The 16,365-nt window shown below is 50.5% G+C and carries 14 protein-coding genes; all 14 read right to left on the reverse strand.

What is annotated here, in order from left to right; genetic code table 11:
* Positions 1–10: 10 nt before the first annotated feature.
* Positions 11–1,147: a DegT/DnrJ/EryC1/StrS family aminotransferase gene (locus NSS83_RS12445; protein WP_341348343.1), complete on the reverse strand. Its 1,137-nt coding sequence runs from the start codon at positions 1,145–1,147 to the stop codon at positions 11–13.
* The gene (locus tag NSS83_RS12450; RefSeq protein WP_341348344.1) at positions 1,147–1,785 is read right to left on the reverse strand and encodes an acetyltransferase; all 639 of its coding nucleotides are present in this window, start codon (positions 1,783–1,785) and stop codon (positions 1,147–1,149) included. Before NSS83_RS12450 ends, NSS83_RS12445 begins: the two co-directional genes overlap by 1 nt.
* Positions 1,786–1,812: 27 nt before the next feature.
* Positions 1,813–2,433, reverse strand: coding sequence for a sugar transferase (locus NSS83_RS12455; protein ID WP_341348345.1), 621 nt, complete (start codon positions 2,431–2,433; stop codon positions 1,813–1,815).
* 98 nt (positions 2,434–2,531) lie between these two features.
* Entirely contained in the window at positions 2,532–3,584 is a 1,053-nt protein-coding gene (locus NSS83_RS12460) for a stalk domain-containing protein (protein WP_341348346.1), read from the reverse strand.
* Between the two features lie 2 nt (positions 3,585–3,586).
* On the reverse strand, positions 3,587–4,267 hold the full coding sequence (locus NSS83_RS12465; RefSeq protein WP_341348347.1) for a hypothetical protein: 681 nt from the start codon (positions 4,265–4,267) through the stop codon (positions 3,587–3,589).
* Between the two features lie 23 nt (positions 4,268–4,290).
* Positions 4,291–6,123, reverse strand: a complete 1,833-nt coding sequence (locus tag NSS83_RS12470) for a nucleoside-diphosphate sugar epimerase/dehydratase (RefSeq protein WP_341348348.1) — start codon at positions 6,121–6,123, stop codon at positions 4,291–4,293.
* A gap of 41 nt (positions 6,124–6,164) precedes the next feature.
* On the reverse strand, positions 6,165–6,851 hold the full coding sequence (locus NSS83_RS12475) for a CpsD/CapB family tyrosine-protein kinase (protein WP_341348349.1): 687 nt from the start codon (positions 6,849–6,851) through the stop codon (positions 6,165–6,167).
* Positions 6,832–7,608 carry a Wzz/FepE/Etk N-terminal domain-containing protein gene (locus NSS83_RS12480; protein ID WP_083678063.1) on the reverse strand — a complete coding sequence of 259 codons (777 nt, stop codon included), beginning with the start codon at positions 7,606–7,608 and terminating at the stop codon, positions 6,832–6,834. The genes NSS83_RS12475 and NSS83_RS12480 overlap by 20 nt, the downstream gene beginning before the upstream one ends.
* Positions 7,609–7,701: 93 nt before the next feature.
* The gene (locus NSS83_RS12485; protein ID WP_341348350.1) at positions 7,702–9,717 is read right to left on the reverse strand and encodes an S-layer homology domain-containing protein; all 2,016 of its coding nucleotides are present in this window, start codon (positions 9,715–9,717) and stop codon (positions 7,702–7,704) included.
* 92 nt (positions 9,718–9,809) lie between these two features.
* A complete protein-coding gene (locus NSS83_RS12490; protein ID WP_341348351.1) occupies positions 9,810–10,592 on the reverse strand; it encodes a CpsB/CapC family capsule biosynthesis tyrosine phosphatase in 783 nt (260 codons plus the stop codon).
* 101 nt (positions 10,593–10,693) lie between these two features.
* Positions 10,694–11,281: a non-ribosomal peptide synthetase module gene (locus NSS83_RS12495; RefSeq protein ID WP_341348352.1), complete on the reverse strand. Its 588-nt coding sequence runs from the start codon at positions 11,279–11,281 to the stop codon at positions 10,694–10,696.
* A 30-nt stretch (positions 11,282–11,311) separates the two neighbouring features.
* Positions 11,312–11,977, reverse strand: coding sequence for a ribosome biogenesis GTP-binding protein YihA/YsxC (gene yihA, locus NSS83_RS12500; RefSeq protein ID WP_341184217.1), 666 nt, complete (start codon positions 11,975–11,977; stop codon positions 11,312–11,314).
* A gap of 12 nt (positions 11,978–11,989) precedes the next feature.
* A complete protein-coding gene (gene lon, locus NSS83_RS12505; RefSeq protein ID WP_341348353.1) occupies positions 11,990–14,383 on the reverse strand; it encodes an endopeptidase La in 2,394 nt (797 codons plus the stop codon).
* A 232-nt stretch (positions 14,384–14,615) separates the two neighbouring features.
* Positions 14,616–16,325: an ATP-dependent protease LonB gene (gene lonB, locus NSS83_RS12510; protein WP_341017106.1), complete on the reverse strand. Its 1,710-nt coding sequence runs from the start codon at positions 16,323–16,325 to the stop codon at positions 14,616–14,618.
* Positions 16,326–16,365: the final 40 nt, after the last annotated feature.

The following is a 16,365-nucleotide window of genomic DNA, read 5'->3' on the forward strand; positions in this document are numbered from 1 at the left end:
ATAAAATCCATTAACTTCCTAACTCTTCTGAAATAAGTTTAGTAATTAAATTCAGTTGTACTTCGTTCAGAGTACTTCCAGATGGCAGACAAACTCCAAGTTTGAATAGCCTTTCTCCTACAAACTCTTTTTCTGAGTGAGAAAAAAATCCACTTTCGTTAAACAACGGTTGAAGACTCATTGGTTTCCAAACAGGTCTTGATTCTATATTCCCCTCTTCTAGTTTCCCAATAATATCAAAGGGTTTAACAGTTGCGTTTGATCTTAACAACATTACTGTCAGCCAGTAGTTAGAATCGCTGTTATCAGGAATAGGAATAAACTCTATTGGAAAATCCTTGAGTGAATTAATGTAAAAATCTCTAATCTTCTTTTTCGATTCAATGCGCATGTTTAAATTCTCCAGCTGCCCCCGCCCAATCCCAGCACAAATATTAGACATCCGGTAATTGTATCCTACCTCTTTATGCTCATAATGCTTCGCTGGCTCTCTAGACTGTGTCGCCCAGAAGCGCATCTTTTTAATAGCCTCTTCGTCATTAGAAACAATCATTCCACCGCCAGAGGTAGTGATAATCTTGTTCCCATTAAATGAAAAGATACCAATGTGACCAAATGAGCCGCATTTCTTTCCTTTATATGAAGCTCCAAGTGCTTCTGCTGCATCCTCTATTACGGGCACACCATAATGCTCACAGATCGGAAGTAATGCATCATAATCTGCGCTTTGACCATATAAATCTACTATAATAACTGCCTTCGGCATTTTATTTTCGTTTTTGGCCCATTCAAATGCTTTTTCTAAAGCTGTGGGTGACATATTCCAAGTTTCCGGTTCGGAATCAATGAATACCGGATTCGCATACTGGTAAAGAATCGGATTACAGCTTCCTGCAAAAGTTAAATCTGAACAGAATACATAATCACCAGGACCTACCCCAAAGTATTTCAGTGCCAGGTGAATTCCTGCTGTACCTGATGACAAGGCAAGCCCATGCTCCATGCCAACATAGTCACAAATCTCTTCTTCGAACTTATCAACGTTAGTACCTAAAGGGGCTATCCAGTTACTATCGAATGCCTCCTGTATGTATTTCATTTCATTTCCACTCATATGTGGAGGTGACAAATAAATACGTTCCTGCATTACGATTCATCTCCAAAGCATTTTTTTGTTTGTGCTGGTACGCCTGCTACCATTACACTATCAGGAATATCATTAATTACTACAGCGCCAGCGGCAACAATCACATTGGAGCCTATAGTGATATTATTTACAATTTTCGACCCTACACCTAGCCAAGAGAAATCATTAATTGTAACTGTTCCGCTAATATTGGTGCCAGGAGAAATATGTACCCCATTCCCTATCACACAATCATGATCAATAGTACTTGAAGTATTAAGGATGCATCCCTTTGCGATCCTAGCGTTTGCATTGACCACAACACCCGCGAGAACTACAGTACCGGACTCAATTTCACAGAATCCACTTAATATGCTGGAGGGATGAATTATTACAGGGATTTTGTAGCCTGCTTGTTCAAGTGTAGTAAGCCAAGTCAACCTATTGTGATTATTCCCGATGGCAACGATCGCATTAGAATATGTCTCTTTATGGTTATGATAAGTATCGAAAGTTCCAATAACAGGAATCCCTATCACCCTATTAAGAGTACTATCATTGTCCAAAAAAGCTATCTCGTCCCATAGACCAGTAAGCATAGCTGTTTCTGCGACAACCTTACCATGTCCTCCAGCCCCCAAGATCAATAACTTTCCCAATGAAATCACCTGGCCTTGATAGAATAATCAACTTTCAAATGTCTTGCCACCAGTAAAGACTGGCATCGTATCTGTCTGAGAATTGTTAACCCCTTCTCTAATCAAAACATTCTTAACCGTTTTCCAGAAAATTTTCATATCGAGCTTTAAATTAATATGATCAACATACCAAACATCATAATCAAACTTTTCTTCCCAGCTGATTGTGTTTCTTCCATTCACTTGAGCCCATCCTGATATCCCTGGTGTAACTTCATGTCTACGGTTTTGTTCAGGCGTATAATATTCAAGATATTTGACTAGCAGAGGACGCGGTCCTATGAAGCTCATATCCCCCTTAAGAATGTTAAACAACTGGGGCAGTTCGTCAATGCTCGTCTTACGCAAAAAAGAACCTACCTTAGTCATTCTTTGAATATCGGGCAAAAGCTCTCCGAGCTCATCCGTCTCTAAAGACATTGTCCTAAACTTGTAAACCGTGAAGATTTTGCAGTTTTTCCCTGGGCGTTTTTGCTTAAACAAGACAGGCCCCTTAGAGCTAATCTTCACAGCTATAATTGCTGCTATCATAAAGGGGGAACTTAATACAACAAGCACACATGCAATGAGCCAATCAACAACCCTTTTTACTACTACGTATGGCCTCATTCACTATCAACCTCTGTTTTCAGATAATGAAAATAGCGGATGTTAACCCGCCATCTTCTAGACAATGCCTCTTTTTTGTTAAAGCTTTTCAACGCCTATTATTTCCCCAAACCCTCAGCCGCAGCTCTTCCATTATCCAATTCAGCCTCAAAAGCTGCTCTATACTGAGCAATAATAGCTGTGCTATATCCATTAGTGTTTAGTTTTTGTTCAGCGTCAGCGATTATACTGTTAAATGAGGCTTTAAAAGAAGCTAGTTGCTCTATCCCTTTGGCCTTGATACTTTGCTTAGTTGCAGCATCTGTAGCATTCACATATTCCAAAGCAATTCCAAACAAAGTAGAAGTACTTTGTGATTTTAGCGCATTTAACTTCGCCTCAGTCTCACTAGTGATACTCTCATAAGAAACCTTACCCGACCCTGTTCCTGCCGCTCCTGAACCGCCTGCTGCTCCACCTGGTTCAGCCGCTGGGGTTGCTGCTGGTGCCGGTGTTGCACTTGCAGATGGACTAGTTCCCTTGTCGGTTGGTTTCGCAGAAGCTGTATTTTCTTCGTAGTTCTTGGAATTTGCAGTGATGGTTTTTGTTTTCGAATTCCAGCTAATGGAATTTCCTGCAGATTCCGATAAGAATCTTAGGGGGACATAGATGGAGCCGTTCAACAGGTAACTGGACTGTCCTTTGGGTAACGCCTTGGTGCTCCCGCTAAATACATAACTTGCATTAACGTTGTTGAGGGTAATATTCTTAGCTGCAAAAGAAGGACTGGAAGTCGCATTCATCAGGTATTCCTTGATGACTACCATCTCTGAGCTGCTTGGCTCAGCTACGGTTACCTTCAGATTCTTGGCATCCCAGCTCACGCTCTTCTGCAAGGCATAAGACATGAAGCGCAAAGGAACATAGGTAGTGTTATTGTACATGAACACATGTTGTCCAGCTGGCGGCTGTAGTGCAACACCATCGAATAGCATGGTTACATCCACATTCTGAACTTTGATAGAATTGGATGCTTTGATAGGCGCTGCTGTTGTAGTTGCTACAGGGGTAGCAGCTGCTACGGTGGTAACTGGAGCCGATGCTGTCAGAGGCTCACAGCCCATTAAGGCTACGCTCAGAAGTGCTGCTGCGGGAATCTTGATCTTGAACATGCCTATTCACTTCCTTTTTCTTGGGCTTTGAGTTGTTCTTCTTCAGCTAAGATCTGATCCCGGGTCTTGCCTTGGCTGACGCCATACTTCTTGGCAATCTGAGCAAGCTCGTTATACTGCTCTTCTGAGACCTTACCGAGGAGAATACTGCGGGCTTCCCGCTTCTCTTCTGTTGTTAGACCGCCTTGTGCTAGCTCTTGCAGTCTCTTGATATCTGATACACTCAGCTGCTTGGCTACGATGGCTGCCACATTCGCTTTATCTGTGATCGTTACGTTCTCTTGAACTTCCTTGGCCTTGTCCGTTGAAATATGGGCTAATCCATCCACACCCGCAGGGGTTGGCGCAGGAGTGCTTGCAGGCTTGTCCTTACTTCCCGGATTGTCCGTGCTGGCGGCTGCCGGCTTGGCGTCATTATCGGATGCAGTTGTACTCTCTGGTGCAGCACTTGTAGCCGGGGTAACAGAAGCTGCTGGCTCCGCAGACGGGTCGCTATCTGCTACCGCAGGCTCAATCACTTGTCCCTGAGGTACAGGGGACGTATTACCGGCTTCCACATCGAAACCTCCTGCCATGGAGTTCATCAGCTTATCGACAGCATAATTGGCCGCGAATGCTCCGCCAACACCCAACACCACGATGACCGACAGCGTCCAGATCAATACTTTTTTCCATCTTTTCAATTCAGGTACCTCCAACTCTCTATTTAGCTAATGGCTGCCTGGATGACTGGCTGCATCGGTACGATCTGGTTGATCACTTCACGGATGGCTTCCGCATCTTCAGTGACCACCCGTTCTAACCGTTTGAATTCAAGCTCCATCTGGCTCCGGGTGAAGACATTAGGTCTGCCGATGAAGATCCGGTCATGCTGAGTAGAACCCAGGTTCTCCTCATCGGTCAGCAGTTCTTCATACAGCTTCTCGCCTTCACGAATGCCTGAGAAGGTGATGTCGATGTCCTTGTAAGGCTCATAACCGGACAGTGTGATTAAGTCCTCGGCCAGAGCGAGGATCTTAACCGGTGCTCCCATATCCAGGACAAATACTTCTCCGCCATTCGCGAAGGAGCCGGACTGGATCACCAGTTGAACCGCCTCAGGAATAGTCATGAAGTAACGGACCATCTCTGGATGCGTGACGGTGACAGGTCCACCGGCGGCAATCTGCTGCTTGAAGGCGGGAATGACACTGCCCCGGCTGCCTAATACGTTACCGAAGCGTACCGCAGAGAACTTGGTAGGGCTTGCTACATTGAGACTCTGCACATACATCTCGGCAATCCGCTTCGTAGCCCCCATAACGCTGGTAGGGTTCACGGCCTTGTCAGACGAGATCATCACGAAGCGCTCTGCACCATACATGTCTGCACAGTCGGCTACATTGCGTGTCCCGAAGACATTATTCTTGATCGCTTCGGAAGGATTGCGCTCCATCAGAGGAACGTGCTTATGTGCTGCCGCATGAAAGACCACCTGCGGCTTGTAGCTCTGGAATACATCCATTAACCGGGTTCGGTCCTGAACGTCAGCAATCACGGTCACGATCTCCAGGTAAGGGAAGCTCTTGCGCAGCTCCATCTCAATCGTATAGATACTGTTCTCACCGTGCCCTAGAATCATCAGCTTGTCCGGTGCAAAAGGAGCGATCTGGCGGCATAGCTCTGATCCGATCGAACCGCCCGCGCCCGTAACCAGCACGGTCTTGTTATGAACATAGCCTAGAATACTGTTCATATCTGCAACAATCGGCTCACGGCCCAGAAGATCCTCTACGCTGACATCGCGGAGCTTCTTGACAGAGATCTTGCCTGCGATCAGGTCATTCAGAGCCGGGATAATCTTCAGCTTCGCGCCTGTAGCCTTAGCCAGATTAATAATCTCGGATATTTGGGTTCTGGAGACCGAGGGCATGGCGATAATAATCTCGTGAATCTCCTTGTCCTTCACAAGCCGCGGAATGTCATAACGGTTACCCAGTACGGGTACACCCAGAATGGACAGGTGATATTTATCTGCGCTGTCATCAATGAATCCAACCAGCCGGGTGCTTGCGAAGGACGGACCCATCATCTCTTTGGCAATTAGAATTCCGCAATCTCCGGCCCCTACAATAAGTGTATGAGTCTCCGTGTCCTTATTGTTGCTCCGGTCATTGCGGAAGACTCTCCAGAAGAACCGGGCTCCCCCAACCAGTAACAGAATCGTCTCCATCGACCTTATTTGTATACTGAAGGGTACACGCTCCGGCAGAATGATATAGGCTGCTGCAAAAGATAGTACTGAGCCTACCACAATAGCTTTGAGGACGGATATAATCTCGTTAATACTGGCATATTGCCACATTCTGCGGTACAGCCCGAAGTAGACCAGGCTCCCACCGATAGCCGCTGTTGAGATCATTCCGAAGACGATCATCTGCACCACGTAGTCCGGTGGAATCTCATTGTAGAACCGGAACAGGTAAGACGTCACGATGCTGAACCATATGATCGCAATATCGATCATGAATAAGACCAACACTCTGGTTTTTGCTGTCATTTTCAGTGCCTCCAAAAATAACATTTTATCTATTAAACAATTCAATTGCCATAGTAGTAATAGTAGTAGCCCTCACTGGCCTTGCGCTTCACGTTGTTAAGGACCACGCCCAGCATCTTAGCCCCGACCCGGTCCAGATTGTCCTTGGCCTTCGCTGCAATATCGCGCTTCACTTTACCGTAGCTGACCACCATGATTACGCCATCACTCTTGGACGCAACAATCTGTGCATCTGTAACAGCCAATAGCGGCGGAGTATCAATAAGAATTACATCAAATAACTGGCGCAGCTCCTGAAGCACCGCACTCATCCGGTTGGAGGCCATCATCTCCGCAGGGTTCGGAGGAATCGGGCCGGAGGTCATCAGTGAGAGGTTGTTCACACCGGATTCCTGAATCACCTCGGACAGATTCGCCTGCTGCGAGAGCAGGGAGGACAACCCGTACCGGTTACTCAGAGAAAAAGTCTTATGCGCCGTTGGCTTACGCAAGTCACCGTCAATCAGCAGCACCTTCTTATCGGCCTGCGCGTATGCAGCCGCCAGGTTAGCAGTAACGGTTGATTTTCCTTCCTCCGGTCCGGAAGAAGTGACCATAATAATCTGGATCTGTTCATCTACAGAGGAGAAATCAATGTTCGTACGCAGTGCCCGAAAGGCCTCAGATACCGGCGAACGCGGGTTGGTCACGGTGATCAGATGGCGCTGTTTATTTGGCTGCTGTGACATGCTCTAGTTCCCCCGCCTTTCTGCTCTGTGTCTGAGCCTGCTGCCCGGTAGTCTTGGTTTCTTCCTGGCCCAGCCGGGTAATCATAGCTATAGTCGGAAGTCCAAGGTATTTCTTAATGTCGTCTTCTGTCTTCAGCGTATCATCGAGATACTCCAGCAGGAAGGCAATCCCCAGGCCGATCATCAGGGATACGATAAAAGCAATCGCGAGGTTCATGACCACATTCGGCTCTACCGGTCCGGGTGCGACTGGCGGATTAAGCTTGGCTTCGTTGAGGATGGACACATTCTGTACGTTGAACAAGGACGGAATCTCCTGCTTAAATACAAGTGATATGGCATTCACGATCTCTGCGGCTCTCTGGTATGAATTATCTCGAACGACAAGTGTCATCACCTGCGTATTATTTACAGAACTCACGTTAACCTTCTTCAGCATTTCCTCTGCCGTAATCCCGAATTGCGGATAGTTCTTGGCCACAACATCGAGGATCGCCGGAGTCTTGATAATTTCCTTGTACGTATTGATCAGCTGAATGTTGGTATTAATCTGATTCAGATCCAGCTGCGCCGCCGTAGCTTGGGTAGGCGTCTGATTAACAATGATCTTCGTTGAAGCTTCATAGACCGGATTCTTGATATATAAGCTGTAGATCCCGGCAAGAACACAAGCCACGATAACAATGCTGATAATCATCCACAGTCTCTTCCTGACAATCTGGAAATAATCGCGCAAATCCAATTCTTGTGCTGACAAGTGCATTTCCCTCCAAGCTGTAAATTCTTATATTCTCCAAAAAAGTGCCCCCTCTCTAAACGACGAGAGGAGGCTCTCCACAATACTATTTACTTACTTGAAGTTGATGGTGCGGTAGATAATCACTGCAGCTTCAGCACGTGTAGCTGTGTTGTTAGGGTTGAACTTGCCGGCGTTGCCGATAACCAGGTTATTGCTGGCAGCAAAGGCTACTCCGTCTTTCAGGGAAGCAGCGATCTTGCCTGCATCGGAGAACTGGCTCAGGGAGCTGACACTAGTTGCAGCATCTGGCTTCTGCGACTTCACGGCACGGGCAATCATTGTTGCCATTTCTGCGCGCGTAATCGTTGCACTAGGATCGAACTGGGCTGCACTGCGTCCAGTAATGATGCCCTTCTCAGCAGCAACAGCTACATAAGGAGCATACCAGGCAGTGGAGCTTACATCGCCGAAGCTCTGCTTCGCGGAGTTGTTCTCCAGGTTCAGTGCGCGGATCAGCATCTTGGCGAATTCTGCACGGGTTACATTGCTCTTCGGAGCAAAGTTACCGTTGCCTACGCCTTCAATAGCGCCCTTAGCTGCTACAACCGAGATCTGTCTTCCAGCCCAGGCTTGAACACTTGCAACATCCTTGAAGCTGACTTTGTTCTCCAGTACAGCGTAGGAGGAGAAGCCGTCACGCGGTTCAGTGATGTAATCACCATCTACAACACCGCCCTGGTATTGCAGTTCTTTGTAGACTACCTTCGCAACGGACAGCAATTCTTTGTCAAGGCCTTCTGTATTCTTAAGCGGCAGCTTGATGATGATTGGCTGCTTGAAGGTGGATGTAACCACACCGCCCACAGTCAATTCGAAATCATACACGCTGGATGCCAGCTTCATGCTGGACAGGGAAGTTACGGTTGTATCTGCTACAGTGGAAGTAGTCAGTGTAATAGCTTCACTGAACTGTCCTACTGGAATCGTTACGGTCAAGCCGTTGAAGGTAATTGCAATGTTGGCAATGCCTTTGGCCTTGGCTGCTTCGATGATTGCTTTGGACAATGGTACTTCTACTGTTGCCGCATTCACTGTACCCAGGTTCAGGGTCAGTGTAAGACCTGTCTTACCGGCATTAGCTGCAACCAGTGCATCAAAGGCTTTCAGTACGTCAGCATCTACGAGCTTCAGGGTTGCTTTGTCGCCAACAATCGTTACCAGCTTGGATACATCGTATACTCCTGGTGTAGCTGTAGGGTTCGTAACTGGAGTTGTTACTGTGCCGTTGCCGCCGCTAGTATTACCACCAGGGGTTCCCGGCTCAGTAGTTCCGCCACTAGTCGGGTAAGCTCTCAGATAAGCTAAAGCAAGGGCCTTCACAGCAGGCGTAGTTGTTGGAACTGTATCCTTCAGGTTCTTCAGACTGCGCTTAATATCAGCAGGAGTAATATTCAAGTTGTATACCACTTGACTTACTGTTAGTCCACCCTCAACTGTGTTATGGTTCAGAACTTTGGTGATGGCTTCATCCAGCAATGCATTGAAAGCCTCATTAGTGCTGGAAGCATTCGCAAGCAGGTTCACCAATTCGGCACCGGACTTATTGCTAATCAATGTACGAAGTTCAGCTTCAACACCTTTGTCGCCGAACAGGAATTCAGTGAAGTCTTCAGCTGTAAGATTCTTTACGCCAGCCTTATCTGCAATCTTCTTCAGCAAGGTAACGTTGTCCACATTGTAGCGGATTTCCTTAATTGCAGTGTAATCCTTGTCATACACATCATAAACTACACTGGATACGCTCGTGAACGCTTTATGGGCAGTTGCTAGATCAGCAGTATCCAAGGCAAGCTTGGAAAGCACTGGTTGGAAAATCTGTTCAAAAACTTCAGCGCTGATATTGCCTGCTTCCTTCTCGTATGCAAGAAGATCTTGTCTCTCTTTTTCTGTCAGCTGAGCATAAATCTTCTCAACCTTCGCCTTCACATCTGCCTGCGATACTGCTGCTGCGGAAGCTGTACTCACTCCAAAATGTTCAGCCAGCCCCTTGCTGCTGAACGGGAATCCGGCAACGGATGCCGCTGCCATGCTTACTGCTAGTGTAGATACTGCTAGTTTTTTCTTCAAAGTCACTTGTCATCCACCTCTTATTATGTATTTGTATTAATACTAGTGCAAGAATCCAGTAATACCCATTCTACCATTAATGACACAGCAGGTCACCCTTTACGAGAAAAAAATCCGAACAATCTATGAAGTTTGCTGTTAGATTGAATAGAATTAACTCGATTAATCTCCTTATTTGCAAGGATATCGCGCGAATTTTGTAGAAAAAAGTCGACTGACTCTGCTCCTAATTCCCGCCGCACCACCTCGTAAGCCTGGCTTAATCCAAAGGGACGGTTCACAGAATCATGCGCATCGGATGCAATAATATGCACGGCTTGCTGCCGACATAATTCGAGCGACAGCTTCTGCAGCTTACTCCCGAAGACGCCGGCTATACTCTGTGCAGTGACCTGTCCCATGGCACCGAGCTCTATTAACCGCAGCAGCTTGGACGGATCGGCAGCAATCTCCGCGTTACGTTCAGGGTGGGCGATAACCGGCACCATTCCCTGGATGACCAGCTCATGGCAGGTCTCTTCCATCGTGCGGGGCACCCGGGAAGAGGGCATCTCCAGCAAAATATACCGGGAACCGGCAAGCGCCAGCAGTTGTCCGCGCTCCAGATCATCGAGCAGTTCTCCGTAAAGGCGGATCTCCTGCCCCGGCAACACCACCAGCGGATTGCCTGCCTCCTGCAGCTTCGCATTCAGCACCTTCACCGCCGCTTCAATCTCTGAAGCCGGATTCATATAGACTCCGTTCGCATGGTGGGGGGTAGCTACTACAGTTGTAATACCATCGTTATGGGCGTCAAGCGCCATGGCGAGAGCGGCGTCGTAATCAGCGGCTCCGTCATCCATGAAGGGTAGAATGTGGCTATGGATATCTATCATATGTTGTTTATCGGTCCTTTCGTAGAGGATATGTATAGTTTTCGCAAAAAAATACAACCATTCCACTAGGAAATGATTGCCATATTTTAAAACAATATCACCTACGCTTCCAGTCGGAACAGCCGGCCGGCCGCCTCTGCAAGTCTCTCATCTACTTCATTAATCACTGCCTGTTGTTGGCTACGGTTGCGCAAATCGAGCAGTCTATTAATCTCTTGACGGAGCTGCTCAATCTCACCTTCTACCCTCTGACGCTTGAAGACAGCCAGCATCTCTGCCACTGAATATTTATGCTGATAGATCAGCTTGATGCCTTCCGGCCTCACTTCCGAGATCCGGCGCACCGAGCCGCCTTCATAGTAATACATCATCGTTAGATCCTTATAAATGCGGTTTACGGTTCCCGTGCCCTTATACATGAAGAATAATTTGCGGACTGCATTAATCAGATGAGGATTCACCACCCTGCAGGACAAGGAACCCATATAGATGCCGCCTTTGCGTTCAAAAGACAGATGGACCTCCTCGCCTCCGGCCTCCTCCAGCACAATCTCCTGTTCGCCCGCGCCAAGTACCTTGACACGGTGACTGATATAGCTGGTATCGGCGGTCAGCAGGAACTGGTTCAGCTGAAATTCGGTCATTTGCATCGTTGCATTCACATATTCCATCGCCAGACGCTGAGCCATAAACATCCCTCAATTCTTAATGACAAACCCTTAAGTCTCGGAAGGCGCTTCGTGCTGCGGTTCATCCCCGGAATTCGGATCATCCGGTTCTGCCGGAAGCTCTTCTTCGGTGGGTAGAGTATGTCTATCTATAAGTTCCCATAATTCGTCTTTGCCAAGTCCAATCTCTGATGAATACGCAATGAAGCTGTCTCCCGGCAGCACACCGAGCTCCTGCTTCATTACCTTGATATGCTTCGGCCAGCGGGTCTTCGGAATTTTGTCCGCTTTGGTAGCCACTACGCAGAGCGGCAGATCATAGTGCTTCAGCCAGTCAAACATCATTTTGTCATTGGCCGTCGGCGGGTGGCGCAGATCCACGATCAGCAGGACCATCTTCAGCGTCTCGCGCTCCGCCATGTACTTCTCGACCATTTTGCCCCAGGAGGCGCGCTGTGTCTTCGAGACCTTGGCATAGCCATAGCCCGGGAAGTCAACGAAATACATGCTCTCATTCACACGATAATAGTTCATATGCTGCGTCTTGCCCGGTGTAGAACTGGTACGGGCCAGATTCTTGCGGTTAATCATCCGGTTGATCAGAGAGGACTTCCCTACATTGGAGCGCCCTGCCAGAGCAATCTCCGGCAAGGCATCCACAGGGTATTGGTCAGGGCCTACGGCACTGATAATAAATTCGGAGCTAATAACTTTCATAGGACTTCCTTTCTAATGCACACTACTCGGCGCTTCAATGCTTATTTCTGTATCTGAGTCTGAATCGGTATCGATGCCTTCTTCATGATCTACGAGCGCGTGCTTCAGCACCTGGTCCATATGGGATACCGGCACGAACTCGACATCACTCCGAACACTCTCAGGAATATCCTTGAGGTCGCGTTCATTGTCCTTCGGGATCAGAATCTTCTTGTAGCCTGCACGGTGGGCTGCCAGCGATTTCTCCTTAAGGCCACCGATAGGCAATACGCGTCCGCGCAGCGTGATCTCGCCGGTCATGGCCACATGCTTGGAGACATAACGCTTGGTGAGCGCAGAGATCAGCGCCGTGGCGATTGTAATCCCTGCGGACGGGCCGTCCTTGGGAATCGCACCTTCGGGAATATGGATGTGAATATCGTTCTTCTCGTGAAAATCAGGGGCAAGCCCTAGCTCCTCCGCCTTAGAGCGGGTATAGCTGAAGGCGGCCTGCGCCGACTCCTTCATCACATCGCCGAGCTGTCCGGTCAGCGTCAGCTTCCCGGTGCCCTGGACTACCGTTACTTCAATCAGCAGCGTATCGCCGCCAACCTCTGTCCAGGCCAGCCCGGTAACGGTCCCGATCTGATCCTCCAGCTCTGCCATTCCATAGCGGAACTTGGAGGCTCCCAGGTAATCCTTGATCTCCTCCGGAAGAATGCTGACGCGTTCCTTCTCTTCGGAGACAATCTGCTTCGCCGCCTTGCGGCAGAGAGCAGCAATCTGCTGCTCCAGATTCCGCACACCGGATTCGCGGGTGTACTCGCGGACAATCTTCAGCAGCGTATCGTCGCCGATGGACAGCTGTTCTTCCGCAAGGCCGTGGCTCTTACGCTGCTTCGGCAGCAGATAACGGCTGGCAATCTGAAGCTTCTCCAGTTCCGTATAGCCGGGAATGAACAGCATCTCCATCCGGTCCAGCAGCGGACGCGGAATGTTGTGTACGGCATTCGCCGTAGTGACGAACATGACGTTCGACAGGTCGAACGGCAGCTCTACGAAGTGATCGCTGAACGTATTGTTCTGTTCCGGGTCCAGCACCTCCAGCAGGGCCGCCGACGGATCGCCGCGGAAGTCCGCCGCCATCTTGTCGATCTCATCCAGCAGGAAGACCGGGTTGATGCTGCCTGCCGTCTTCATCCCCTGGATGATCCGGCCCGGCATTGCGCCGACATATGTCCGGCGGTGACCCCGGATCTCCGCTTCATCCCGCACGCCGCCCAGCGAGATGCGGACGAACTTGCGGTTCAGGGAGCGGGCGATGGAGCGGGCGAGCGAGGTTTTTCCGACACCCGGAGGACCTACCAGACACAGAATCGGCCCCTTCAGCCCCTTGACCAGCTTCTGCACGGCCAGGTATTCCAGCACCCGTTCCTTCGGCTTCTCCAGACCATAGTGGTCAGCGTCCAGCACCTCTTCGGCCTTGCGGATATCCAGATCATCTTCCGTGGCTTCGCTCCAGGGCAGACCAAGCAGCCAATCCACGTAGTTGCGGATGACGCTGCCTTCGGCCGAGCTTGCCGGCATTTTCTCCAGACGGTCGATCTCCTTCAGAATCTTCTCCTGCACCCGCTCCGGCAGATTCTTCTCTTCCATCTGGGTGCGCAGCTCATCGGCTTCACCGGCCCGGCCTTCCTTCTCGCCAAGCTCCTTCTGGATCGCCTTCATCTGCTCGCGCAGGTAATATTCCTTCTGGGTCTTCTCCATCTGCTTCTTCACGCGCTGGCTGATCTTGCGCTCGAGCTCCAGCACTTCGCGCTCATTATTGAGGATATCGAGCAGCTTCTCCAGACGCTTGCTGACGTCAATGGTCTCCAGAATCTCCTGTTTGTCCTTGATCTTCAGCGCCAGATGACTGGTGATAACATCGGCCAGCCGCCCGGGCTCCTCTATATCAGAGACTGCAGCGAGTGTCTCTGGCGTTACTTTTTTGGACAAAGTGATGTAGTGTTCGAACTGGCTCAGCACGCTGCGCATCAGGGCATCGCTCTCCTGGTCCACATCCTCCTGCTCCGGCAGCTCACGCGCCATCACCTCATAGTACTCCTCGTTGTCCGTATAATGAATAATCTCGGCCCGCTCTACGCCCTCCACCAGCACACGAATCGTACCGTTGGGAAGCTTCAGCATCTGCCGCACATTCGCCACCGTACCCACGCGGAATATATCCTCTTGCCCCGGCTCCTCAATATTAACTTCCGACTGGGAGCAGAGGAGAATCAAATTATCTTCAACCATAGCTTTCTCTAATGCCCGGACGGACTTCTCACGGCCTACATCCAGATGCAGAACCATACTGGGATATACAAGAAGACCTCTAAGCGGTAATAAAGGAAAACGACGACCTTTGGATTTACTTTGTATCATCGCTTTCGCACCTCCCATGGTTCATAAGTAGTGTCATATGCATTCATTCTAACAAAAGCCGCATGAAAACACCAACAACCGTGTCCGCAATTGGCGTTATTGGCACGCTCACCCATCGGTAGGTAGTATTCGCTGAACAATCCTGTCCTATGCCGCTGCTCCTCCCTCCTCCTCCACTAAAAAAATCCCCCGGCAGCTGCCCGCCAGGGGATTCCTTCATACCATGCCTGTCTTAACCGGGCAACCCCTCGCCCGAAGCGTCCGCCTTCAGCAATGAAGGCGCTGAAGAGAAGGTCTCGCCGGATACGGCGGGCATTCTGATGTCTGCCGTATCGGTGCCGAACAGGTGGCGGAAGACCTCCTCCACCGTGTCCACCGGGATCACCCGCAGCGCACCGAGATCGGCGAACAGCGACTGCCAATTCTCCTTCGGGATCAGCACGGTCGTTGCTCCCGCCTGAAAGGCCGCCTCCACCTTAGCGACCACGCCGCCGACCGGCTTCACCCGCCCATGGATGCCAACCTCCCCGGTGATTGCCACCGTGTTGTCCACCGGCAGCTGCCGGATGGCCGACACGATGGCCACCGCCATAGCCACCCCGGCGGACGGCCCGTCAATCGGCGTCCCGCCGGGGAAGTTAATATGCAGATCATACTTGTCCGGCTCCAGCTTCATGGAGCGCAGGACGGTCAGCACATTCTCAATCGAGCCCCGGGCCATGCTCTTGCGGCGCACAGTCCGCGAGCCGCCGCGCGTCTCCTCTTCATCGACTACCCCGGTGATATTCAGCCTGCCCGGTCCGTTAAGGGCAGGTGCAGCCGAGACCTCGATCTCCAGCAGCGTGCCCATGCCGGGTCCGTAGACGGCAAGGCCGTTGACCAGCCCGACCTGCGGGGCGGAAGGGATCTTGCGCTCGGTCCGCAGCGGCAGCTGGCTGCTGCTGGCGACCCATTCCACTTCCGCAGCGCTCAGCGTGTCCCGGCCTTCGGTCAGCGCAAGACCCGCCGCCAGCTGAATCATATTCACCGCCTCGCGGCCGTTCGTAGCATACTGCTGCACGACCTCGACCGCTTCCGGGCTTGGCTTCAGCCCGATCTTCTGAACGGCATCCCGGCCAATCACGGCAATCTCCTCCGGCAGCAGCGGACGGAAATAGATCTCCATGCAGCGCGAACGCAGCGCTGGCGAGATCTCGTCCGGTGATCGTGTCGTGGCTCCTACCAGCCGGAAATCGGCAGGCAGGCCATTTTGGAAGATATCATGGATATATGCTGGTGTATTGCTGTCCTCTGAGTTGTAATAGGCGCTCTCCAGCAGCACCTTGCGGTCTTCCAGCACCTTCAGCAGCTTGTTCATCTGAATGGGATGCAGCTCACCAATCTCATCGAGGAACAGAATTCCGCCATGCGCTTTGGTCACCGCTCCCGGCTTCGGCTGCGGGACTCCGGCCACGCCCATGGCCCCTGCTCCCTGATAGATCGGATCATGCACGGAGCCGATCAGCGGATCGGCAATTCCGCGCTCGTCGAAGCGTGCCGTAGTGGCATCGATCTCGGTGAATTTGGCGTCACGCTTGAACGGCGACAAGGCATTCTTCTTCGCTTCCTCCATAACCACCCGCGCCGCTGCCGTCTTGCCCACACCCGGCGGCCCGTAGATAATCACATGCTGCGGATTGGCGCTGCATAGCGCGGCCTTCAAGGCGCGCAGCCCGTCCTTCTGTCCGACGATATCGTCGATGGAGGCGGGGCGTGTCTTTTCTGAGAGCGGCTTGGTCAGTGAGATCATCCGCATCTTCCGCAGCTTATCCAGCTCCTTGCGCGATTCCCGGTCCACCGCCGTCTTGTTCGTCTTCTGTCCCCGCAGCAGATTCCAAAAATAAACGCCGATGACCAGCGCGAAAAAAAGCTGCACGACCATCAGCAATATACTTAGTTCCATAGGTCACCCTCCTGTATCCTTCCGTCTATCTGTTCTGAGC

This window comes from Paenibacillus sp. FSL H3-0469, assembly GCF_038051945.1.
In the GTDB taxonomy this organism is placed as follows: Bacteria; Bacillota; Bacilli; order Paenibacillales; family Paenibacillaceae; genus Paenibacillus_AQ.